The organism is Sideroxyarcus sp. TK5, from assembly GCF_054601595.1.
Window position 1 is genome coordinate 87,990 of record NZ_BAAHSJ010000001.1, and the last position, 23,609, is coordinate 111,598.

Below are 23,609 nucleotides of genomic sequence, written 5' to 3' on the forward strand. Positions count from 1 at the left end.
CCGGTCGATCCATTTTTTCGGTGATGGATCAGTTGAATTTGGCTGCCCGGGCAACGAGCTTGTCCAGGTTGGGCTCATTGCTGTTCCAGGGCGTGCCCGGATGGATCACGCCGGCGGTGCACTTCTCCGCCGCCTTGACGATCTCCAGATAAGTGCCCGCTTTCGGGTCGATAACGATTGCTTTCTTGGCTTCATTGTAGGCAAACACCTTGGGGTTGATATTCATGCATTCGTCACACGCCGTACATTCCGGCGTTTCGATCCACACGGCTTCATAGTTCTCCGCGTTGGCAGCCGGGGCGGATGCGCCACCGGACACTGTGCTCATCACCTGCGGTGCCGGTGCGCCACCGCCCAGGCCGGAAGACAATTGCTGGATCAGTTCCCGGCGTACGCGGTCTGCGATGACAGTCTCGTCGCCGACTGCGCGGCCGATGGCGGCCACATCCTTCAACTGTTGCCAGAACTGCTGGCGCTCCTCGCAAGAGTTGACCAGTTCCTGCGACACCAGTGCGCGCATCAGACGCTGCTTCTTGTCCACCGCCCAGATGTAGGGGAACTTGCCGTTGCGCTCGTCCGCATCCAGCTTGAGGAAGTCGGCCAGCAACACCATGTCGTCGTTCCAGGTGTCGGGCGGAGCCTTCTTGAACTGCTTGGCGAAGCGGCCTTCGGAGAGCGCGAAGTCGGCGAAGGTCAGCGGCAAGCTCATCTTCTGCGGCTGGCCGTTCTCGTCCAGATAATCGAGGCTGTACTCGACCCAGTCCTTGTCCAGGGACGGGTTGCCTTCCAGGCTCACGCACTCGGAGAAGGTGACGCCCGCATCCGGGTCGTAGCGGAACAGCGGGTAGGCGCGCGATTCCACCGCCAGCTTGCTCTGCCGGGTCAGGGTGTCGTCGCCCACGCCGTGCTCGGGCGGACACACGGCATACACGTTGAACAATGCCGGACGGCGACTGTTGAGGCCGTCGATGTAGCTCTCGATCAGGTGGGTCGGATTGGACACGCTGCCCTGCAACACGTAGGAGGTGCGATGGGTCATGCCGATCAGGCTGATCTCCTTGCGGATCTCGGTCTTGCCGTGGCCCTTCTTGCCGTACGGCGACATGTCCGCCACCTGGCTGATGAAGCCCGAGGTGCACGCCTGTCCGCCGGTATTGGAATACACCTGCGTATCCACCACCATCACCTTCACCGGCATGCCGGACATCAGCATGCGCGACAGGTTCTGGAAGCCGATGTCGTACATCGCGCCGTCGCCGCCCATGGCCACCACCGGCGGACACAGATGCCATTCTTCTTCCGACAGTTGCTGCCAGTTGAAGTGGGAGAAGAATGCGGCATCGTCCGCGGCGGCATAACCGCGTTCCAGTTCGATCTCGGCCATGCGCACCGCCTTGAAGCCGTCGATCATCTTGGCCATGTGGCCCTCGAACACGCCCATCGCCACCGACGGTGAATCCTGGAACAGGTGCGAGGTGAACGGGAAGGGATAGGGGCTGAACGGGAAGGTCGACGCCCATACCGAGGTGCAGCCGGTGGAGTTGATCACCCCCATGTGGGCGCGGCTGCGCGGGCCGGTGTAGGCCTCGCGCAGGTCGACCAGCTTCTCCAGTAGTTGGCTCACCCAGCGCAGCCAGTCCTGGTCGATGGGCTCGCCGCCCTGAGCCAGCGCGGACAGGGTCAGGTCGCGGCCCTGATTGGCTTGCACGGCCTGCAACAGGGCATGGGTGTCGGTCAGGTTCACCGTGGACGACAGCTTCATGCGCAAGTGGTTTTCCAGCTGGCCGATCAACGTGTCCAGCTTGGCCACGAACTTCTTCACGCGCGGCTGCATCAGTGCGGTGACAGTGCTGGTGAACAGGTGGATGGCGGTCTTCTCGCCGCAACCCAGACAGGCACCGTCGCCGCTGACCATGGAGTTGTAGTTGTGTTTGTCCAGTAACAGGGTCTCCAGCGCACCGACCTTCTCGTCCAGATCGTCGATGCGGCTGAACTGCGCCGGTGTGGTCGGCAGTTCCATCCAGAAGTCCCACTCCTTGCGCAATGTCTCGATGCGGTCCGGGGTCTGCGTCACCATCTGCAGCGCGTTGTCCGCGCACACTTCCACGCACACCGCGCAACCTTTGCAGGTGTAGGGATTGACGGTGATGGAGAACAGGCCGCCGCTGCCTTTCTCCTTCTTCTCTTTCTGCGTCCAGTACGGTTTGGTGGTGGCGAACTTGAAGTCGCTCAACTTCTCGCGCAGCAGGTTCAGTTCCACTTCCAGCCGGCCGCGCTCGTCGCCCTGCGTGGCATCCTCCGCGAAGGCTTCGGTGATGGCGTTGCCGATCAGGGTGCGCACGTCGAGGCCGTCCTTGTCCAGCATGCCGCGCAGCTTCTTGTCGACGGCGCGACTGAACTTGCGCAGGAAGCGCGTCGGGCGTCCGCCGATCTCTATCATCTGGATCGCAGTGTTGAGGATGTCGCTGCTGGTCGAGACCAGACCGGGGATGGCGTTGTCCGGGCACTGCGTGTAGCACTCGCCGCAGGCGGTGCAGTTCTCGGCGATCCACTCGGGATACTCGAAGCGGATCTGTGTCATGTCGCGGTACACGCCGGTGGCGGCCGGGATCAGCGCCATGCCCATGAACGGATCGACCAGATTGTCGGAGCCCTGGCCCTTCATGTAGAAACTGCCGGTCTGCTCCCAGAAACGGTGGATGTCGGTCGCGCCGCCGTCGCCTTCCGGCAAGTGCTTGAGCATCACCGGCAGCGCCGGGGCGACTTTGGCCACGGCGAGCTGACGCGCGCCGACCTGTTTGGCGGAAGCGGGTATCTCGTAGATCTCTTCGTAACCGCGGCGCACCACGCGCAGGTTGTCCTCGACGATGCGCTTGCCCTTCTTGCCGAACTTGGCTTCCAGCTGGTTCTCGATGGCCTTGAACAGCGCTTCTTCGGAGAGGCCCGCACGCTCCTTCACATCGGACGCATGGAAGAACGCGCCCTGGAAGGCGTTGCCCTGCATGCGCAGCTGCAGGTCGGGATTGGAGGATTCCTCGCGGGCGATCTTGAACGCGTCCAGGTAGAACACGCGGATGTCGTTGTCCACGATGTATTTCTGCGTGTGGGCGGGGAAGGTGGCCCATACCGCTTGGGCGCTGCCGAGGTTGCTCTGGATGATGAACGCGCCGCCTTTCTTCAGACCGGCCACCGCGTTGGTGTGCAGGAACACTTGCGGGTCGGGCGACAGCGCCACGTCGATGGCGGTGTATTCGCAGTTGATGCGGATCGGCTCCGGTGCGGCCGACAGGTAATAGGTGGTCGGCTGACCTTTCTTCTCGGAACCGTATTTCGGGTTGGCCTTGATGTCCCAGCCCAGCAGTTCGAACAAAGTCATCGCCAGGTTCTTGCCGGTGGTCACCGCGCCCCAGCCGCCGATGGAGTGCATGCGCACCGCGATGGCACCCTTGGGCAGCAGGTTGGGGTTCTCGGAACCGCGCAACGCCATCTGCTTGATGTTGGGATAGGCTTCCAGCAGCGCCTGCTGGCGCACTTCCTGTTTCGGTGTGGCGGATTCGTCGCGCACGAAATCGACGGAGAGGTAGTAGAACTTGCGGTGCGCGGCACCCGGCAGCATGTTCTCCACGGCGGCGATCAGCCCTTCCGGTTGCAGGTCACGCGAGCCCAGGCCGTAGCAGCCGGAATACAGCGCGGGCATGTCCTTCAGGTTTTCGTAAGCGGCATAACCTTCATGGTTGTTCTCGCGACCATTCTCCAGACACTTGGAAACCGTAGCGCGCACTTCGCGCATCAGCGGCAGGTCTTCCGCCAGCGGCTGGTCGGTGCGCTCCAGCACCGCCACGCCCTTCTTGCCTTTCAGCACCTTGCCCAGCAGGTCGCCGGGGAAGGGGCGGAACATGGTGAGGTTGACCACGCCCACTTTGATCTTTCGATGCTCGCGCAGCCAGTCGGCCACGGCGGCGGCCTGCACCGTCATGCTGCCCTGGCCGAGGATGAGGTAATCGGCATCTTCGCAGCGGTATTCGTCCACACGCTTGTAGCGGCGACCGGTCAGCTTGTAATACTCGTCCATGCACTGCTCGGCCAGTTGCGGGATGTGCTCGAAGAAGTAGGGGCGCTGCGCGGCCACCGCCTGCATGTAGGCATCTTGGTTGGCCACACCGCCGGAGGAGACCGGGTTGTCCACGTCCCACAGCAGGGGCACGCGGCGGCGTTTGTCGCCGTAGATCAGGCGCTGGCCGGGGGTGGGGGTGTCGATGATGTCGTCGGAGTGGCCGAGGTATTCGTCCACCAGTGCGCGTTCCGGCACCAGTACCGGCTCGATCAGGTGGGTGGTGAGGAAGCCGTCTTGCGCCACCATGGCCGGTGTCAGTGCCAGCTCGGCGGTCTTGCGCGCGATCATGTTCAGGTCGGCGGCTTCCTGTGCGTTCTTCGCCATCACCTGGATGAAGCCGGTGTCGTCGGCGCAGTGGTAGTCATCATGGCCGCAGTGCACATTGAGCGCACTCTTGGTGATGGCGCGGCAGCCCACGTTCAGCACGTAGGGCAGGCGTTTGCCGACCGCCCCGTACAGCGATTCGTGCATGAAAGCCATGCCCTGCGAGGAGGTGAAGTTGACCGCGCGCTGGCCGGTCATGGCCAGACCGGCGGTGACACCGGCGGCGGCGTGTTCGGATTCCGGCTCGATGAACACCAGCGGGCGACCGGCGGTGTTGAGGTGGCCGGCGGCGACTGCCTCGGCCCAGTATTCGCCCATCTGGGTGGAAGGCGTGATCGGATAGGCGCCCGCGCCATCGGAGGCTTCGCGCTCCACCATGATGACGGCGGTGTTGCCGTCGATGGCGTCGCGTACACCGGGATACTTGAACTCGGCCTTCTGTTCGGCACCGGTGAGGGCGTCCAGCAACTTGAATTGTTTGATCTTGTTCAACATGGTCGGACTCCTCAAGCTTCTGCCGTGGCGGGCAGGGGTTGGATACGGATGATCTTGCGGGCGGCGCGGCCCTTGTCGGCACGCTGGCCGTCCAGCCAGACGATGGCACCGGTGGGACAGCGTTCGATGGCACGGCGGTCGGCCATGTCGTTCTTGCTGTAATCGATGACGGCCAGATTGCGATCGAGCTTGATCAGGCCGGGCGCAGCGTCCATCACGCAGCGGCCGCAGGCGGTGCAGGACACCTCGCAGGAATTCTCGGAAGCGCTGGGGTCAGCCTGGTTCTTGCAGGCCACCCACAGTTGGCGCGACACAGGCTCCAGCGAGAACAGCTGCTTGGGGCAGATGTCCACGCAGTCACCGCAGGCGGTGCACTTTGCCGGGTCGACTTCGGGCAGGCCCTGACGGTTCATGTGGATGGCGCCGAAATCGCAGACATGTGAACAATCGCCCAGACCGAGACAGCCCCATACGCAGGAGCGTCCGCCGCCGCTGATCACTGCTGCTGAACGGCAGGTGGAATGGCCGACATAGTTGGCGCTGCTCTTGGCGACATTGTTGCCGCCGGCGCAGGCCAGACGCGCGATGCGTTTTTCCACATTGCCGAGGTCGATGCCGAGCAGGGAGGCGATGCTCTGATTCTGTTGCGGGGGATTGACGGTGCAGCGGGCGGGTTCGATGGAGCCGGCAACCACTTGTTCGGCGAAATTGCGGCAGCCAGCGGTACCGCAGGCACCACAGTTGGAATGGGGCAGCAGCTCTTCGACCTGGTCGATGCGCGGGTCTTCGAACACATACAGGCGCTTGCTGGCCAGCGCGAGGAACAGCGCGAGCAAGCCGCCCAAAGCAGCCATGAAGGTAGTGGCAAACAAGACCGATTGCATCATGGTGACCCCCCGTATGCGCCTGCCTCGTCGTGCAGTCTGCGCTAATTCGTAGTGGAAGTAAGGGTAATAAAGTTACAATCATTTACCGAATCAATAATTTCAATTTTAATTATTAGGCGAATAAGTATTAGTTGAGGAGATCGGTATGGCAAAGGACGGACAGGCTTACTATAAAGACAGCAGGATCAAGCAGATGCGCGCCTTCTGCGAAGTGGTGCGCAGCGGCAGCGTGACCCAGGCGGCGCAGAAACTGTTCATCAGCCAGCCCTCGGTGACCCTGCAGATCCAGGCGCTGGAACGCGAATTGAACGTCACGTTGTTCGAGCGGCGCGGCCCGGTGCTCAAGCTGACGCCGGATGGCGAGTCGCTCTATGAACTGGCCGAACCGCTGGTGAAAGGCGTGGACGGCTTGCAGGAGAACTTCGCCGCGCTGCACGGGCGGCTGGAATCCGGCGAGCTCAACATCGGCGCGGGCGAATCCACCATCCTGTATGTGTTGCCGGAGGCGGTGCGCCGTTTCGTGGCCAGCTATCCCGGCATCCATACCAAGCTGCACAACGTCACCGGTCGCGACGGCCTGAAGATGCTGCGCGCCGACGAGATCGACTTCGCGGTCGGTTCCATGCTGGAAGTGCCGGACGACATCATCTATGAACCGGTGGCCCTGTTCGATCCGGTGCTCATCGTGCCACTCGACCATCCGCTTGCGGCCTACGACGAAGTGACGCTGGAAGCGGTGAGCCAGTACGGGATGATCCTGCCGCCGCGTCACCTGTCTACCTGGAACATCGTGAAATATGTGTTCCAGCAGCACAACCTGACTTTCAAGGTGACATTGGAGGCGGGCGGCTGGGAAGTGATCAAGAAATACGTCGAGCTCGGGATGGGGATCTCCATCGTCACAGCGATCTGTCTGACAGGGAGCGAGAAGCTGAAGTGCATCCCGCTGAAGGAATATTTCCCTCAGCGCGGCTATGGCCTCGTCCTGCGCAAGGGCAAGTTCCTGTCGCCGCAGGCGCGGCGCTTCGTCGAGTTGCTGCACGAGGTGTATGGCACCGCCCCGACCATGTGAGCACGGTTCAGTCATCTGATTAAGTCGCTTGACTGAATCGGAAGGCCGGGATTACAGTGCGCGCCCTGCCACTGATTTACGGAGCGCCGGTGAGCCCAGCCAAGAAGCCAAGCTGTCCCCTGATGAACATGGCCCAGCGCCTGTTGGGGCATGAGCCCAGTTCGCAGGAGGAGACACGCTGGCGCCTGTTGCAGGCCGCTTCCGAAGTGTTCGCCGAGGTCGGCTACCGCGCCGCCACCACGCGAGAGATCGCGCGCCGTGCCGAGGTCAACCTCGCCTCCATCCATTACCACTTCGGTGACAAGGCCTCGCTCTACCAGGCGGTCTTCCAGCTGCCCTTCCTGACCGAATGCAACACCTTCGCCACCATCGACGTGGCGAGTACCCCGCTGCGCGATGCGCTGCATGCGCTGTACGGCTGGATGTTCCCGCCCGAGGCGGAGGACGATCCCATGCTGCGCCAGTTCATGCGTCTGCATGCGCGCGAGGAGAGCGATCCCAGCGGGGTGCTGGGCGATTTCATGGTGCAGGCGGTGGCCCCCAACCATGACAAGCTGGTGGCGCTACTGTGCCGCGAACTGGGATTGGCGGCGCCAGACGACGAGGTGCAGCGTCTGGCGTTCAGCCTGCTCGGTCTGGCGATGGTCTATCACCAGAGCGGACGGCGCATGGTCGAAGCCTACGCGCCGCAGTTGCTGAATGGCGCGGCGGCGCACGAGAGCATGGTGCAACGGCTGGCGGGATACGCGCAGGCGCTCATCGAAGGCGAACGAACAAGACGCAAGGGTCAAGCAAAGGAAAACATATGATGAAGACACGACTCCTCGACAACAAGGCGCAGCTCGCCAAACTGGCGGGTTCGGCGCTGCTCATCGGCGGCGGGATCCTCTGGTTCGGCGGCCACAGCGCGGCGGAAGACGGCGCGACGCCGGCTGCAGCGGCGACCGGTCGCCCGGCCCTGACGGTGCGCACGGCGGTGTTGCGCGAAGACAAGTGGGCCGAGACCCTGTCCGCCAACGGCAGCATCCTGCCCTGGCAGGAAGCCATCATCGGTTCGCAACTGCAAGGCGTGCGCATCGCCGAGGTCAAGGTCAGCATCGGTGACCGTGTGCGTCGCGGCGAAGTATTGGCGACGCTGGATAACGCGATCCTGCGCGATGACGACGGATCCCCTCAGGGAAAGATCCTCGCACCGGACGACGGGGTGATCTCATCCGCCAGTGCCAATGTGGGTTCCATGCCGCAGGCCGGTTCAGAACTGTTCCGTCTGATCCGCAAGGGACGTCTGGAATGGCGCGCGGAACTGACGGCGGATGAGCTGATGCGCTTGCGTCGCGGTATGAAGGCGCGCGTGATGCTGGTCGGCGGGCGCACCCTGAGCGGTAACGTGCGCGCCATCTCGCCGTCGGTCGATCCGAATACGCGCTACGGCTATGCGCTGGTGTCGCTGGACGACAGCAACGGCGTGATAGCAGGCGCCTTCGCGCGCGGCACATTCGATGTAAGCGGCGCGCGCAAGGTACGCTGGCTGCCGGCCAGTGCCGTGCTGCAACGCGGCAGCCAGAGTCATGTGCTCGAGGTCGATGCGGAAGGTCGCGTGCACGAGCGCGCGGTCGAGATCGGCCAGCGCAAGGAAGCGCGTATCGAGATCAGTAAAGGCTTGCAGGCCAATGTACCGGTGGTGGAAAGCGGCGGAGCGTTCCTGACCGAAGGTGATCTGGTGCGCGTGGTGAAGGAATAAGCATGAACGTCTCATCTTGGTCTATACGCAATCCGACGCCAGCGATCCTCGCCTTCATCATGCTCACGCTGATGGGGATCATGGGCTTCAAGGCCATGAAGATCCAGCAGTTCCCCGACATCGACCTGCCGACGGTGACCGTGACGGCCTCCTTGCCCGGTGCTTCGCCGGCGCAGATGGAGACCGAGGTGGCGCGCAAGCTGGAGAACTCGCTCGCCAACACGCAGGGGCTGAAACATCTGTACACCAAGGTACAGGACGGCACGGTGATCATCACAGCCGAATTCCGCCTTGAAAAAGGCACGCAGGAAGCGGTAGACGATGTGCGTGCTGCTGTGACGCGAGTGCGCGCCGACCTGCCGCGCGACCTGCGTGACCCGACGGTGGCCAAGGTGGAGCTGGCTGGGTTGCCGATCCTGACGTACACCATATCTTCGCCCAGCATGAGTGAAGAGCAGTTGTCGTGGTTCGTGGACAATGCGGTGACCAAGTCACTGTTGTCAGTACGCGGTGTGGGCGCAGTGGCGCGTGTGGGTGGTGTGACGCGACAGGTCAGCGTGGAGCTCGACCCTGCAAAATTGCTGGCGCTGGATGCGACAGCCTCCGAAGTGTCGCAGCAGTTGCGCCTGATCCAGCAGGAAGCGTCCGGTGGCCGCTCTGACATCGGCGGCATGGAACAATCTGTACGCACCATCGCCACGGTCCAGACTGCGGAAGAGATGGCGAAGATCGAAGTGGTGCTGGCGGACGGACGGCATATCCGGTTGGACCAGGTGGCGACGGTCAGCGACACCATCGCCGAGCGGCGCAGCGCGGCCCTGCTCGACGGACGCGATGTGGTGGGCTTCGAGATCAGCCGCTCGCGCGGCTACGGCGAGGTCGAGGTGGCTGAGGGGGTGGTCAGGGTGCTGGACAAACTGCGCGCCGACCATCCTGATATCGAGATCACGGAAGCGTTCAACTTCGTCGACCCGGTAGAAGAGAACTACGTCGGATCGATGAACCTGCTGTACGAGGGCGCGGCGCTGGCGGTGCTGGTGGTACTGGCCTTTTTGCGCAACGTGCGCGCCACCGTGGTCGCGGCGACCGCCTTGCCGCTGGCGGTGATCCCGACCTTCGCCGTCATGTATTTCATGGGTTTCTCCATCAACGTGGTGACATTGCTGTCGCTGTCGCTAGTGGTCGGCGTGCTGGTGGACGATGCCATCGTCGAGATCGAGAACATCATGCGCCATCTCGAGATGGGCAAGACGCCCTACGAGGCGGCGATGGAGGCGGCGGATGAGATCGGGCTGGCGGTGATCGCCACCACTTTCACGCTGATCGCGGTGTTTCTGCCGACCGCGTTCATGAGCGGCGTGCCGGGCAAATTCTTCGTGCAGTTCGGCTGGACTGCGGCTATCGCGGTGTTCTTCTCGCTGGTGGTGGCGCGTATGCTGACACCGATGATGTCGGCCTACATCCTGCGGCCGCGCGTGTCGCACGCGCTGCCCGGCTGGATCACGCTATACCTCAAGTGGGCCGCGTTCTGTCTCAGGCACCGTGTACTGACTCTGGTCGGTGCAGCGGTGTTCTTCTTCGGATCGTTCGCGCTGGTGCCGCTGCTGCCGACCGGATTCATCCCGCCGGACGACCTGTCGCAGTCGCAGGTGACCATCACCCTGCCGCCTGGCAGCACTTTCGATCAGACTTACCGTATGGCGGAACGCACGCGCGAGATCGTGGCGCAGAACCCGCACGTGAAGCTGATATATACCGCCATCGGCGGCGGCAGCGCGGGTGGCGACCCGTTCGCGCCACAGGGAGCGGCCGATGTGCGCAAGGCAGTGCTGACCCTCAATTTCACGCCGCGCCAGCAGCGCGAGATCAAAAAACAGGACATCGAGAGCCAGCTGCGCGAGGCCTTGCAGGTGCTGCCGGGCGTGCGCGTCAAAGTCGGCCTGGGCGGCTCCAACGACAAATACATCCTGGTGCTGGCCGGCGAGAACGGCCAGGTATTGGGCGAGCATGCGCAGAAGGTGATGCGCGAGTTGCGCACCATCCCCGGCATCGGCAACGTCACCTCGACTTCCAGCCTGGTGCGTCCGGAGCTGGTGGTGAGGCCTGACTTCGCGCGCGCCGCCGACCTCGGAGTTACCACGGCGGCCATCGCGGACACCCTGCGCATCGCTACGGCGGGAGATTACGACCAGTCGCTGGCCAAGCTCAATCTGTCGGACCGACAGATCCCGGTGGTGGTGAAGCTGCGTCCAGATGCGCGGCAGGATATCGATCTGCTGTCACGTCTGGTGGTGCCGGGTGCGCGCGGACCGGTGATGCTGGGCAATGTGGCCGACTTGAGCATAGAGAGCGGGCCGTCCGAGATCGACCGCTATGACCGCATGCGCAACATCAACTTCGAGATCGAGCTCAACCAGCAGCCGTTGGGCGAGGTGGAGGCCCGAGCGCTGGCCTTGCCCAGCCTGAAGGACCTTCCACAGGGGGTGAGCGTGGCGACGGTGGGCGACGCGGAGGCGATGGGCGAACTGTTCCAGAGCTTCAGCCTGGCTATGCTGACCGGCGTGCTGTGCATCTACATCGTGTTGGTGCTGCTGTTCAAGGACTTCATGCAGCCGACCACCATCCTGGCGGCGCTGGTGCTGTCGGTGCCGGGCGCGTTCCTTGCGCTGTTCATCACGCATACCGCGCTGTCCATGCCGTCCATGATCGGTCTGATCATGCTGATGGGTATCGCCACCAAGAACTCCATCCTGCTGGTGGAATACGCCATCGTGTCGCGCCGCAAACGCGGCATGAACCGGGCGGAGGCGCTGCTCGACGCCTGCAAGAAGCGCGCGCGCCCCATCGTGATGACCACGCTGGCGATGGGCGCAGGCATGATGCCGGTGGCACTGGGTATCGGCGTCGATCCCAGCTTCCGCTCGCCGATGGCGATCGTGGTGATCGGCGGCCTGATCACCTCCACCTTCCTCAGCCTGCTGGTGATCCCGGTGGTGTTCACCTATGTGGACGACGCCATCCAGTGGATGCTCAGGATGGTGAACAGGCTGCGTAGGTATCCGGCAACCGCAAGCGAGGCAAAGGCAGGTTGAGGGTGCCTGGGGGTGTTGTTATACTCCCGCGCGATATGGCCCATCGGACGGCGATAATGGACAAGGAGAGAGAGTAATGAATCTGGAACAAGCACGCTTCAACATGATCGAGCAACAGATCCGCCCGTGGGATGTGCTCGATCCCCGCGTCCTGGAACTGCTGAAGGTGGTGCGCCGCGAACAGTTCGTACCGGCGGACAGCAAAGGGTTGGCTTTTGCCGATACCGAGATCGCGCTGGGACACGGCGCAAGCATGTGGCAACCCAAGATCGAGGCGCGCGCGGTGCAGGCGCTGGCGCTGCGACCGACCGACAACGTACTGGAGATCGGCACCGGCAGCGGTCACCTGACCGCCCTGCTGGCGCGCCTGTCCGCGCAGGTGACCAGCGTGGAGATCGAGCCGGAACTGAGCGCTGCCGCCGCGCGCAATCTGGCGACGCACAACATCGACAATGTCACGCTGCAGGTGGGCGATGCCGCACAGGGATGGGGCGAGGCTGAATATGATGCGATCATGCTGACCGGATCAGTGCCGGTGCTGCCGGAAGCCTACAAGCAGCAACTGAAGGTCGGCGGACGTTTGTTCGCCATCGTCGGTGATGCACCGGCGATGCGAGCGCAACTCATCACACGCACCGGTGCCGATTCCTTCGAAACAAAACAACTGTTTGAGACGGTCGTGGCACCGCTGCGCAACGCGACACAGCCGCAACGTTTCGTATTCTGAAGTCCGATCGCTACACACGCTTGCCTCACTTGGGGTAAGCGTTTAATATTAGCCATTTCTAATATTCTAATGGAGTGCCTCATGAAACCGTCCAGAACCCTATTGAGCGCGATGCTGGCCACAGTGTTTGCCGCGCCGGCTTCGGCGGCCGATCTGATAGACATCTACCGCGCCGCCCAGACGCAGGACGCAGTGTTCGCGGCGGCGCGCGCGGCGCAGCAGGCCGGGCAGGAAAAAATGAGCCAGGGTCGTGCGCTGCTGATGCCCAGCGTCAATCTGAATGCCAATACCGCATACAACGATGTGAACGCACCCTACGGTGCCAACAAATACAACAGCCACGGCTATGGCGTGACGGTCACGCAGCCGCTGTTCCGCGAGCAGAACTGGGCCATGTACAACCAGTCCGAACTGCAGGTCGCCATCTCCGACGCGCAGTTCAAAGCCGCGCAGCAGGACGTCATCCTGCGCAGCGCGCAAGCCTATTTCGACGTACTGATCGCTCAGGACACGGTGCAGTTGATCGCCGCGCAGAAATCCGCCATAGCGCAGCAACTGGAACAGGCCAGACGCAACTTCGAAGTGGGTACGGCCACCATCACCGATACCTACGAAGCACAAGCCCGCTATGACCTGATCCTGGCGCAGGAGCTTGCTGCCGCCAGTGACCTGGAAGTAAAGCGCCGCGATCTGCAGCAACTGATCAATGCGGATCTCCCGCCGCTGAACGTGCTGGGTGCGGGATTCGACCCGGTCGCCCCGGAACCGGCTGACGCGCAGAAGTGGGTGGAGGATGCGATGGTCAACAACGTGCAGGTCAAGATCGCCGAAGCGGCTTACGAACTGGCAGACGAAGAAGTATCGCGCAATCGCGGCGGCCACCTGCCGACGCTGGATCTGGTGGGCAACTATGCCAAGAGCACCGGCTGCGCCTTCACCACTTGCGGAGAAACGCGCAGCACTTCGGTCGGTCTGCAACTGAACCTGCCGCTGTTCCAGGGCGGGGCGACGCAGTCCAAGTGGCGCGAGGCAGATGCCAACCGCGAGAAGGCCAAGCAGGATCTGGAGAATGCTCGCCGCAGCGTTGCTGTGCAGACGCGTCAGGCCTATCTTGGCGTGGCGACCGGCATCGCCCAGGTGCAGGCGCTGCAGCAGGCACTGAAATCAAGCGAGAGTCTGCTGGCGGCCAGCAAGCTGGGGCAGGAAGTCGGCGTGCGCACCAGCCTCGACGTGCTCAATGCGCAACAGCAGATGTACGCGACACGTCGAGACCTGTACCAGGCGCAATACAACTATCTGGTCAGCCAGCTGCGCCTGAAAGCGGCGGCGGGGAGTCTGCAGGAAGCCGATTTGGAGCGGGTGAACCAGGCGTTGCACTGATAGCGGAGTGTGAGGCGGGACAGCAGGGCGGCGCAGCGATGCGCCGCCCTGTGTTTTTAGCTGCGATCCTTAAGCAGCCCGAGCAGATATTTGCCGTATGCGTTCTTGGCCAGCGGCTGGGCCAGCGCTTCCAGAGCCGAGGCCGAGATGTAGTTGCGGCGGAAGGCGATCTCTTCCGGACAGGCGATCTTAAGTCCCTGCCGTTTTTCCAGTGTCTGGATGAACATCGACGCCTCCAGCAGCGATTCGTGTGTGCCGGTGTCCAGCCAGGCATAGCCGCGCCCCATCACCTGCACGTCCAGCTTGCCGCGTTCCAGATAGATCTGGTTCACGGTGGTGATCTCCAGTTCGCCGCGCGCCGAGGGTTTGATCGACTTGGCGATGTCGACCACGTCGTTATCGTAGAAATACAGGCCGGTCACGGCATAGCTGGACTTGGGTTTGACCGGCTTCTCCTCGATGCTGAGCGCGCGACCCTGCGCATCGAAATCGACCACGCCGTAACGCTCGGGATCCTGCACGTGATAGGCGAACACGGTGCCGCCTTCGGTCTTGTTGGCGGCGGCGGTCAGCAGGTCCTCGAACTTGTGGCCGTAGAAGATGTTGTCGCCCAGCACCAGCGAGCAGCCATCGTTGCCGATGAACGACTCGCCGATGATGAACGCCTGCGCCAGACCGTCCGGCGAAGGCTGCACTGCATAAGAGAAATTGATTCCCCACTGCGAACCGTCGCCCAGCAACTGCTCGAAACGCGGCGTGTCCTGCGGGGTGGAGATAATCAGGATGTCGCGTATCCCTGCCAGCATCAGCGTGGTCAGCGGGTGGTAGATCATCGGCTTGTCGTAGATCGGCAAGAGCTGCTTGGAGACGGGCAAGGTCACCGGATAGAGACGGGTGCCGGAACCGCCGGCGAGGATGATGCCTTTCATCAGAGGCTCCTGTTCGTATAGTTTTGTTCGACCCAGTTCTGGTATTCCCCGCTGGTCACGCCGCGCACCCAGTCGTCGTTCGCCAGATACCATTCCACCGTCTTGCGCAGCCCGGTCTCGAAAGTCTCCAGCGGTTTCCAGCCCAGTTCGCGTTCGATCTTGCCGGCGTCGATGGCGTAGCGCTTGTCGTGGCCGGGACGGTCGGGAACATAGGTCTTCAGGCGCGCATGCGGTGCACCCTGCGGACGCAGTTCGTCGAGGATGGCGCAGATCGCATCCACCACCTCGAGGTTGGTCTTCTCGTTCCAGCCGCCGATGTTGTAGGTCTCGCCCAGCCGGCCGCGTTCCAGCACGGTGCGCAGAGCGCGTGCATGATCGTCCACATACAGCCAGTCGCGGACGTTGTCGCCCTTGCCGTAGATGGGCAGCGGCTTGCCGTTGCAGGCATTGCGGATCATCAAGGGGATCAGCTTCTCGGGGAAGTGATAGGGGCCGTAGTTGTTCGAGCAGTTGGTGGTCACCACCGGCAGGCCGTAGGTGTGATGCCAGGCGCGCACCAGATGGTCGCTCGATGCCTTGCTCGCGGAATAGGGCGAGTTCGGCTCATAGGCGGTCTCCTCGGTGAAGAAGCCGTCATCGCCCAGGCTGCCATACACCTCGTCGGTCGAGATGTGGTGGAAGCGGAAGCCGGCCTTCTTGTCGCCATCCAGCCCGTTCCAGTACTGGCGCGCCGCTTCCAGCAGGGTATAGGTGCCGACGATGTTGGTCTGGATGAATGCTGCCGGGCCGGTGATCGAGCGGTCCACATGCGACTCCGCCGCCAGGTGCATCACCGCATCCGGCTGGTGCTCGCGGAACACGCGCGCCACTTCGGCCGCGTCGCAGATATCCACTTTCTCGAACGCGTAGCGCGGGGAGGTGGAGACCGGGGCCAGCGATTGCAGATTGCCGGCATAGGTCAGCTTGTCGATGTTGACCACGCGATGCGGGGTATCGTTGATGAACTGCCGGATGACGGCAGAGCCAATGAATCCGGCACCGCCGGTGACTAGGATGGTTTTCATGCGGAGGATTATATCCGAGCGAAGGTGCCGGACCGGCAGGCTATAATCCGCCGCGTTCCAGGTACGAAAGCATCCCCCAATGAAAGCCATCCCGACGGAAATCCCCAATCTGCTGATCATCGAGCCCAAAGTGTTCGGCGACAGCCGCGGCTTCTTCTACGAGAGCTTCAACCGGCGCATGTTCCGCGAGATCACCGGCATCGATGCCGACTTTGTGCAGGACAACCACTCGCGTTCCGCGCGCGGCGTGCTGCGCGGCCTGCATTACCAGATCAAACAGCCGCAGGGCAAACTGGTGCGCGTGGTGCGCGGCAGGGTGTTTGACATCGCCGTCGATCTGCGCCGTGCCTCGGCGACCTTCGGCAAGTGGGTCGGCGTGGAGCTGAGCGAGGAGAACAACCGCCAGCTGTGGATACCACCCGGCTTCGCCCACGGCTTCGTGGTGCTCTCCGACAGCGCCGACTTCCTCTACAAGACCACCGACTACTGGGCGCCCGAACACGAGCGCTGCATCATCTGGAACGATCCCGACCTGGCTATCGACTGGCAGCTGGACGGCATCGTGCCGCAGCTTTCGGCCAAGGACCAGCAGGGCAAACGCTTGGCCGAAGCGGAGACCTTCGTATGAGGACCATCCTGCTCACCGGCATGAACGGCCAGGTCGGCTGGGAACTGCAGCGCACCCTCGCTCCGCTGGGCAGGGTGGTCGCACTCGACGCGGAAGACCTCGACCTCGCCGACGCGCGAGCTATCCGCCGCAAGGTGCGCGAAGTGCAGCCGCACATCATCGTCAATCCCGCCGCCTACACCGCCGTGGACAAGGCAGAATCCGAGCCCGAGCTGGCGATGGCCATCAACGGCATCGCCCCCGGCGTGTTCGCCGAAGAGACGCGCGCCCTTGATGCCCTGCTGGTGCACTACTCCACCGACTACGTGTTCGACGGGCGCAAGGACGGCCCCTATGTCGAAGACGATGCGCCCAACCCGCTCGGCGTCTACGGCAGGACCAAACTGGCCGGGGAGGAAGCGGTGCGCGCCGCCGGCTGCCGCCACCTCATCCTGCGCACCAGTTGGGTCTATGGCGCACGCGGCAAGAACTTCCTGCTCACAATTCTCAAGCTGGCGAAAGAGCGCAGCGAACTGCGCATCGTGGACGACCAGATCGGTGCCCCCACCTGGAGCCGCACGCTGGGCGAAGTCACCGCGCAGATGCTTGCGCAACTGCATGCGCCGGGTCGCGCGCCGTCCGAACTGCAAAAGCTTTACGGCACCTATCACCTCACTTCGGAGGGCGCAGTTTCCTGGTATGGCTTCACGGCGGAGATTTTGTGTCAGGCCAATGCGCGGCCGGAACCGGCGTTGCATCCCATCCCCACGCGCGACTACCCCACATCTGCCGTGCGGCCGGCCAACTCGCGCTTGTCCTGCGACAGACTGCTGAACACTTTCGGCCTAAGCGGCGGCGACTGGCAGGACAACTTGCGGCTCTGCCTGCAAGAATTGCGGAACGCATAAGGGAAGAACATGGCAGACAACAATCCGAACAAATCGGCCAATGTGGTGTGGCATCACGCCACCGTGACGCGCGAACGGCGCGAAACGATGAACGGCCATCGCAGTGTGATCCTGTGGTTTACCGGCCTTTCCGGTGCCGGCAAATCCACGCTCGCGCACGCGGTAGAAGAGGCGCTGCATTGCATGGGTTGCCGCACCATCGTGCTGGATGGCGACAACGTGCGTCACGGGCTGTGCGCTGACCTCGGATTTTCCAATGAGGATCGCGTGGAGAACATCCGCCGTATCGGGGAGTTGTCCAAACTGTTCGTTGAAACCGGTGTGATCGTACTGACCGCCTTCATCTCGCCATTCCGCAGTGATCGCGAGCGCGTGCGTTCGCTGGTGCCGCACGGGGATTTCCTGGAAATCTATTGCAATTCTCCGCTGGAAGTGTGCGAACAGCGCGATGTGAAGGGGATGTACAAACGTGCGCGCGCCGGCGAGATCAAGGACTTCACCGGCATCTCCTCGCCCTACGAAGCTCCGGACAACCCCGAATTGGCAGTGGAGACGAGTGTACTGAGTATCGAGGAATCGGTATCGATGGTTATGCGCTTGCTGCGCGAGCGCGGCATAGTCAAAGATTGAACGCGATATCATCAGATCAAGGGATGATGGGGCGATGATCCTCATGCCCAATAGAAAATCTATCTCGAGTGAGTTAGAAAAGGAGTGACCGTTGCGGTCGCTCGTTCCGTTGCGCCACGATTGGCATTGGCGAATCGCAGGCCGCACGCTCCCATCTGGCGTAGCGCTGAATCATCCTGTAACAGCGCCCCCACTTTCCGTATTAGTTCGTCAGCATCCTGCACACGCAGCGCGGCACCGCAGGCGATGGCCTGTTCGGTGGCGTCGTTGAAATTGAAGGTGTGCGGGCCGATGAGTACCGGCGTGCCGCAGGCGGCAGCTTCGATCAGGTTCTGTCCGCCCAGCGGTAACAGGCTGCCTCCGATGAAGGCGACGTCGCTCGCGGCATAGTAGGCGAACATCTCGCCCATGCTGTCGCCCAGCACCACTTGGGTGTGAGCGGCGATCGTTTCGTCGTCGCTGCGGCGCTGCATGCGCAGATTGTGCTGTTCGATCAGGCGGGCGACTTCGTCGAAGCGTTGCGGGTGGCGCGGGACGATGACGGTGAGCAGGTCCGGGATGGCGGCGTGTCGCAGCGCATCGAGCAGAAGCCTCTCTTCCCCCTCGCGCGTGCTGGCAGCCAAGAATATCAGGCGCTCTTCCCCGAAGCGATGGCGCAACTGCGCACCGAGTTCAAGCATTGCGGCGGGCGGTTCGATGTCGTACTTGAGGTTGCCCATCACCGAGATTTCTTTTCCGCACAGCGCCTTGAGCCGCGCCGCATCCGCTTCGGTCTGCGCTGCGATGTGGCTGAGCGATAGCAGGGCATCGCGGGTGAGCTGCACGAAGCGCGCGTATTTGCGTGCCGAGCGTTCGGACAGGCGCGCATTGAGCAACAGCAGGGGCACTTTCGTGTCGCGACATCCCTGGATGAGGTTGAACCAGATCTCGGTCTCCAGCAGCACGCCCGCCTGCGGGCGGAAATGGCGCAGGAAGCGGCGCACCGCGAACGGGTAGTCATAGGGCAGGTACACGCGCAGCACGTCGTCGCCGTACAGTTGTTCGCTGGCAGCGCGGCCGGTGGGGGTCGTGTGGGTGAGCAGGAGCTGGTGCTGCGGGTAACGCTCGCGCAGGGCGCGCACCAGCGTGGCGGCGGCGCGTGTCTCGCCGACCGAGACGGTGTGTAGCCAGATCACCGGCTTGTCGCTACGCACGTTGTAGCGTCCGAAGCGCTCGCCGATGTGGCGCAGGTATTCCGGCTGTCTGCGCGCGCGCCACAGCAGATGCAGCAGCGCGTAGGGTAGCAGCAGCCACAGCAGCAGGGTGTAGGCGAGGCGGTTGTCGAGGAGTTTCATGCGCGCTCTCCCAGCGCACGCGCCAGTTGCTGCATCACGTCTTCGACTTCGATCAGCGCCATCGCGCCGGGGTGGTGCACCCGCGTGTTCCAGGGCAGGTGCGCAGGGTCTTTGCCGAGGAATTCACGCGCCGCGTCGGCATAGCTGTCGATGCAATACCCGGTGCGCTGGTAGGGGCCGGTGAGGCGTGCCGGGGCGACGGCGTAGAGGCCGACCACCGGCGTGTCCACGGCGCGCGCGAGATGCACGGCGGCGGTGTCAGGGGCGATCAGCACGTCCGCTTCGGCGAGTACGGCAGCTAGTTGTTTCGGAGTGGTGCGGCCGCACAGGTTCAGGGTGTGGCGCGGCGCGACCTTGGCCAGTCGTTCGCAGATCGTGCGTTCGTCGGGGGCGTTGCCGCCGGTGATGACGATGCCGCAGTCGAAGAACTTGACCGCCAGTTCGATCACCTTGGCATAGCGCGGTGTCAGCCAGTTGCGCTCCATCTTGCTGGATACCGGATGCAGGGCGATCAGCGGGCGCGGCAACGTGGCGAGCTTTTCCTGCGCCCAGGCGCGGTCGGCGTGGGAGAGCGGCAGTTCCCATTCTGCGCTAGCCGGTGCGCCGGTCAGTTCGCGGGCGAAGGCGAGGAAGCTGTCGACCAGATGTTCGTCCGCAAAGCGGATGCGGCGGTTGCAGAACAGCCATTGCCCTTCACGCGCGCGGGTGCGGTCGAAGCCGATCTTGAGCGGGGCGCGCAATGCGGGGTAGAGCAGGTTGATGCGCAGGTTGGCCTGCATCGCCAGTACCGCGTCGAAACGCTGTGCGCGGAGCAGACGGTAGCAGGCGCGATAATCGGACAGGCTGCGCGGTTTCTCCATTACCAGGAAATTCACGCCTTCCATGCCTTCGAGCAGGGCATGGGCGAGCGGGCTGGTGACCCAGGTCAGCTTCGCATCCGGCAGGGCGCGGCGCAGCGCGCCCACGGCGGCGGCGGCCATCGTCACATCGCCCAGCGCGGAGAAGCGGACGATGGCGATGTGCGGCGAAGTGGGGAGCGGTGCGGTCACTTGTTGAGATTGGAGGAAATAGGGCGATATTGTAGCCAAAACCCCCGCATCGTGGCTTGACACGGTTCGTTCGGGCCTGTGTAATGCCGCCCGTTCAACGATTGAACACAGACGAATGCTCGACGAAAACACACACTACACGCTGCTTAAAACGCTGGAAGAGAACCCGGGTTTGTCCCAGCGCGATCTGGCAAAAAAACTGGGCATCAGTCTCGGCAAGGTCAACTATTGCCTGAATGCACTGGTTGAAAAGGGAAGTGTGAAAATCAACAACTTTCGCAACAACAATAACAAGCTGGCCTATGCTTACCTGCTGACGCCGAGCGGGATCGAGCAGAAGGCGCGCATGACCGTGGACTTTCTCAAGGCCAAAGTGCAGGAATACGAGCGACTCAAGGCTGAGATCGAAGAATTGCAGCACGAAGCAGAACAACAAAATCAGGCGAGTAAACAAGCATGAAATTGATACCGACCATCTTGTGCGGCGGAGCCGGTTCGCGGTTATGGCCCGTATCCAGAGAAGCGCATCCCAAGCCTTTCATCCGTTTGGCAGATGGACAAAGTCTGCTGCAAAAAGCCTGGTTGCGTGGCGCAGTGTTGCCGCAGGTGACAGAGATGCTGACCGTCACCAACCGCGAATTGTTCTTCAAGACTGAAGACGAATACAGCGAGGTCTCGGGCCCGGTTGGGAAAACGAATCTACCGAACCGATATATCCTGGAGCCGTTCGGACGCAATACAGCGCCTGCGATTGCTGCGGCAGCCATGCAGATTGCTGAGAAACACGGCGAAGACGCGTGCCTGCTGGTGTTGGCCGCGGATCACCTCATCGCGGATCAGACAGCTTTCGCCGAGGCAGTTGCCAGCGCATTTGGCTTGGCACAACAAGGCAAATTAGTGACCTTCGGTATTCGGCCGGACCGGCCGGAAACGGGATTTGGCTATATCGAAGCTGATGGCAACGAGGTCAAACGCTTCGTTGAAAAACCCGACTTCAAAACAGCGGGTGAATATCTGGCATCCGGCCGCTTCCTTTGGAACTCCGGCATGTTCTGTTTCCAGGCGGGAGCGATGCTGAAGGAAATGCAGTTGCACTGCCCGAGGGTGCTGGAGGCAGTCAAGCGCAGCATCACCGTCTCCAAAAAGATGGAAGGGGAGGCAGTGAGCCAGCTTGAACTGGATGCGGACACATTCAAGGAAGTTCCTGATGACTCGATCGACTATGCCTTGATGGAGAAGTCGGCGAACGTAGCTGTCGTGGCCTGCGAGATCGGCTGGAGCGACATTGGCTCGTGGTCTGCCTTGGGGGACCTGACGGCAGCCGATGCAGCGGGCAATCGGGTCGAAGGCGAAGCGATACTGTATGAAGCGAGCAACTGTTACATACAGAGTGCAGATCGTTTGGTCGCCGCAGTCGGCGTAAAAGATCTGGTCATCATCGATACGCCGGATGCGCTGCTGGTCGCGGACCGCAACAGCTCGCAGAACGTCAAACATGTCTTCGCCAAACTCAAGGCGGAGGGGCACGAAGCGCACCGATTGCATTCGACCGTGCACCGTCCCTGGGGGACTTACACCGTGTTGGAAGAAGGTTCCCATTTCAAGATCAAGCGCATCGAAGTCAAGCCCGGTGCCAGTCTCAGCTTGCAGATGCATCACCATCGCAGCGAACACTGGATCGTTGTCAGCGGCATGGCAAAGGTGGTCAACGGCCAACAAGAGTTGTATGTGCAGACCAACGAATCGACCTACATTCCTGCCGGCCACAAACACCGGCTGGAAAATCCCGGCATGTTGCCGCTGGTGATGATCGAGGTGCAGAGCGGCGAATATCTGGGCGAAGACGATATCGTCCGCTTCGATGACAAATACGGCAGGGCCCCGCAATGACGCTCACATGTTTCAAGGCATATGACATTCGCGGCAAGCTCGGCGAAGAACTGAACGACGACATCGCCTACCGTATAGGCCGTGCGTATGCGCAGCATCTCGGTGCAGGGCGCGTGGTGGTTGGCGGCGATGTGCGACCGACCAGCGCCACGCTCAAGCAGGCCCTGGCCGATGGCCTGAAGGACGGCGGCGCGGATGTCATCGACATCGGCATGACCGGTACCGAAGAGATCTACTTCGCCGCCTTCCATCTGGATGTGGACGGCGGCATCGAAGTCACCGCCAGCCATAACCCGATGGACTATAACGGTATGAAGCTGGTTGCGCGCGGCGCGGTACCCATCAGCGGGGATACCGGACTCAAAGCCATCCAGACTTTGGCCGAAACAAACCAGTTCGGTCCGGCAGGCAAGCGCGGAGCGCTGACGCAATCCTCGATCCTCAATCCTTTTGTAGATCATCTGCTGACCTACATTGAGGCGGCTGCCATCAAGCCCCTCAAGTTGGTGGTGAATGCCGGCAACGGCGCGGCAGGCCATGTGATCGACGAGATCGAAGTGCGCTTCAAAGCACTCAACATCCCCGTCACCTTCATCAAGGTCCACCACGAGGCGGATGGAAGTTTCCCCAACGGCATTCCCAATCCCCTGCTGCCGGAGAATCGTGCAGCCACAAGCGATGCCGTCAAATCGCACGGCGCGGACATGGGCATCGCCTGGGACGGCGACTTCGATCGCTGCTTCCTGTTCGACGAGCGGGGCGAGTTCATCGAAGGCTATTACATCGTCGGACTATTGGCCGCAGCATTCCTTGCCAAGCATCCGGGCGAGAAGATCATCCACGATCCGCGACTTACCTGGAACACCATCGATGTAGTGAAGGAAGCCGGCGGTGTGCCCATCCAGTCCAAGACCGGTCACGCTTTCATCAAGGAGCGCATGCGCGCCGAGAACGCCATCTACGGCGGCGAGATGAGCGCGCATCACTATTTCCGCGACTTTGCCTACTGCGACAGCGGCATGATACCGTGGCTGCTGGTGAGCGAACTGTTGAGCCGTAGCGGCAAACGACTGTCGCAACTGGTGGACGAACGCATAGGGGCTTATCCGTGCAGCGGCGAAATAAACTACCGTGTGAGCGATGTAAAGCAGACCATCGAGCGTATCTTGCGGCATTATCTGCCGCAGGAGCCGAAAGTCGACCGCACCGATGGTGTGAGCGTCGAATTCGCGGAATGGCGTTTCAATCTGCGGGGCTCGAATACGGAGCCGTTGCTGCGTTTGAATGTTGAGGCGCGCAGGGATGCGGGATTGATGAAAGCGCGCGTGGCCGAGATTGCAGGGCTGATTGAAATGAGTGTTTGAGA

General features: G+C 62.3%; 18 protein-coding genes. 12 read left to right on the forward strand and 6 right to left on the reverse strand.

Features of this window, described 5'->3' with window-relative positions:
* Window positions 1-28: 28 nt before the first annotated feature.
* Window positions 29-4,933, reverse strand: a complete 4,905-nt coding sequence (locus ACYPYQ_RS00445) for a 2-oxoacid:acceptor oxidoreductase family protein (RefSeq protein ID WP_459717695.1) — start codon at window positions 4,931-4,933, stop codon at window positions 29-31.
* An 11-nt stretch (window positions 4,934-4,944) separates the two neighbouring features.
* Entirely contained in the window at window positions 4,945-5,820 is an 876-nt protein-coding gene (locus tag ACYPYQ_RS00450; RefSeq protein WP_459717700.1) for an RnfABCDGE type electron transport complex subunit B, read from the reverse strand.
* Window positions 5,821-5,965: 145 nt separating this feature from the next.
* Between ACYPYQ_RS00450 and ACYPYQ_RS00455 the strand changes: the two genes are divergently transcribed.
* The 6 genes from ACYPYQ_RS00455 (at window position 5,966) to ACYPYQ_RS00480 (ending at window position 13,832) form a co-directional block, all read left to right on the forward strand.
* On the forward strand, window positions 5,966-6,892 hold the full coding sequence (locus ACYPYQ_RS00455; RefSeq protein WP_459717703.1) for a LysR family transcriptional regulator: 927 nt from the start codon (window positions 5,966-5,968) through the stop codon (window positions 6,890-6,892).
* Between the two features lie 122 nt (window positions 6,893-7,014).
* Window positions 7,015-7,701 (forward strand): TetR/AcrR family transcriptional regulator, encoded by a 687-nt coding sequence (locus ACYPYQ_RS00460; RefSeq protein ID WP_459717707.1) that lies wholly within the window; start codon window positions 7,015-7,017, stop codon window positions 7,699-7,701.
* Window positions 7,701-8,633: an efflux RND transporter periplasmic adaptor subunit gene (locus tag ACYPYQ_RS00465; RefSeq protein ID WP_459717712.1), complete on the forward strand. Its 933-nt coding sequence runs from the start codon at window positions 7,701-7,703 to the stop codon at window positions 8,631-8,633. Before ACYPYQ_RS00460 ends, ACYPYQ_RS00465 begins: the two co-directional genes overlap by 1 nt.
* A 2-nt stretch (window positions 8,634-8,635) precedes the next feature.
* A complete protein-coding gene (locus ACYPYQ_RS00470) occupies window positions 8,636-11,725 on the forward strand; it encodes an efflux RND transporter permease subunit (RefSeq protein ID WP_459717715.1) in 3,090 nt (1,029 codons plus the stop codon).
* 76 nt (window positions 11,726-11,801) lie between these two features.
* Complete coding sequence (locus ACYPYQ_RS00475; protein ID WP_459717718.1) at window positions 11,802-12,452, forward strand: protein-L-isoaspartate O-methyltransferase family protein; 651 nt, start codon at window positions 11,802-11,804, stop codon at window positions 12,450-12,452.
* Between the two features lie 81 nt (window positions 12,453-12,533).
* Window positions 12,534-13,832 (forward strand): TolC family outer membrane protein, encoded by a 1,299-nt coding sequence (locus ACYPYQ_RS00480; protein WP_459717721.1) that lies wholly within the window; start codon window positions 12,534-12,536, stop codon window positions 13,830-13,832.
* Between the two features lie 56 nt (window positions 13,833-13,888).
* Here ACYPYQ_RS00480 and rfbA read toward each other — a convergent pair whose 3' ends face one another.
* The gene (gene rfbA, locus ACYPYQ_RS00485; protein ID WP_459717725.1) at window positions 13,889-14,761 is read right to left on the reverse strand and encodes a glucose-1-phosphate thymidylyltransferase RfbA; all 873 of its coding nucleotides are present in this window, start codon (window positions 14,759-14,761) and stop codon (window positions 13,889-13,891) included.
* Window positions 14,761-15,825, reverse strand: a complete 1,065-nt coding sequence (gene rfbB, locus ACYPYQ_RS00490) for a dTDP-glucose 4,6-dehydratase (RefSeq protein ID WP_459717728.1) — start codon at window positions 15,823-15,825, stop codon at window positions 14,761-14,763. The genes rfbA and rfbB overlap by 1 nt, the downstream gene beginning before the upstream one ends.
* A 79-nt stretch (window positions 15,826-15,904) precedes the next feature.
* On the opposite strand from rfbB, the gene rfbC reads away from it, so the two are divergent.
* From rfbC to cysC, 3 genes are read left to right on the forward strand one after another with little or no spacing between them, the layout of a single operon-like run.
* Entirely contained in the window at window positions 15,905-16,453 is a 549-nt protein-coding gene (rfbC, locus tag ACYPYQ_RS00495; RefSeq protein ID WP_459717731.1) for a dTDP-4-dehydrorhamnose 3,5-epimerase, read from the forward strand.
* Complete coding sequence (gene rfbD, locus ACYPYQ_RS00500; protein WP_459717734.1) at window positions 16,450-17,340, forward strand: dTDP-4-dehydrorhamnose reductase; 891 nt, start codon at window positions 16,450-16,452, stop codon at window positions 17,338-17,340. The genes rfbC and rfbD overlap by 4 nt, the downstream gene beginning before the upstream one ends.
* Window positions 17,341-17,349: 9 nt before the next feature.
* Complete coding sequence (gene cysC / locus ACYPYQ_RS00505; protein WP_459717738.1) at window positions 17,350-17,970, forward strand: adenylyl-sulfate kinase; 621 nt, start codon at window positions 17,350-17,352, stop codon at window positions 17,968-17,970.
* A gap of 59 nt (window positions 17,971-18,029) precedes the next feature.
* Here the strand turns inward: cysC and waaA are convergent, their stop codons facing one another.
* Together waaA and ACYPYQ_RS00515 are read right to left on the reverse strand one after the other, a co-directional pair.
* The gene (waaA, locus tag ACYPYQ_RS00510) at window positions 18,030-19,304 is read right to left on the reverse strand and encodes a lipid IV(A) 3-deoxy-D-manno-octulosonic acid transferase (protein ID WP_459717741.1); all 1,275 of its coding nucleotides are present in this window, start codon (window positions 19,302-19,304) and stop codon (window positions 18,030-18,032) included.
* On the reverse strand, window positions 19,301-20,353 hold the full coding sequence (locus ACYPYQ_RS00515) for a glycosyltransferase family 9 protein (protein WP_459717745.1): 1,053 nt from the start codon (window positions 20,351-20,353) through the stop codon (window positions 19,301-19,303). The genes waaA and ACYPYQ_RS00515 overlap by 4 nt, the downstream gene beginning before the upstream one ends.
* A 115-nt stretch (window positions 20,354-20,468) precedes the next feature.
* Between ACYPYQ_RS00515 and ACYPYQ_RS00520 the strand changes: the two genes are divergently transcribed.
* Genes ACYPYQ_RS00520 through ACYPYQ_RS00530 form a run of 3 tightly spaced genes read left to right on the forward strand, consistent with a single transcriptional unit; the run spans window position 20,469 to window position 23,607 of the window.
* Window positions 20,469-20,813, forward strand: a complete 345-nt coding sequence (locus ACYPYQ_RS00520) for a MarR family EPS-associated transcriptional regulator (RefSeq protein ID WP_459717748.1) — start codon at window positions 20,469-20,471, stop codon at window positions 20,811-20,813.
* The gene (locus tag ACYPYQ_RS00525) at window positions 20,810-22,243 is read left to right on the forward strand and encodes a mannose-1-phosphate guanylyltransferase/mannose-6-phosphate isomerase (RefSeq protein ID WP_459717751.1); all 1,434 of its coding nucleotides are present in this window, start codon (window positions 20,810-20,812) and stop codon (window positions 22,241-22,243) included. Before ACYPYQ_RS00520 ends, ACYPYQ_RS00525 begins: the two co-directional genes overlap by 4 nt.
* Window positions 22,240-23,607: a phosphohexomutase domain-containing protein gene (locus ACYPYQ_RS00530; RefSeq protein WP_459717757.1), complete on the forward strand. Its 1,368-nt coding sequence runs from the start codon at window positions 22,240-22,242 to the stop codon at window positions 23,605-23,607. The genes ACYPYQ_RS00525 and ACYPYQ_RS00530 overlap by 4 nt, the downstream gene beginning before the upstream one ends.
* Window positions 23,608-23,609 lie beyond the last annotated feature (2 nt).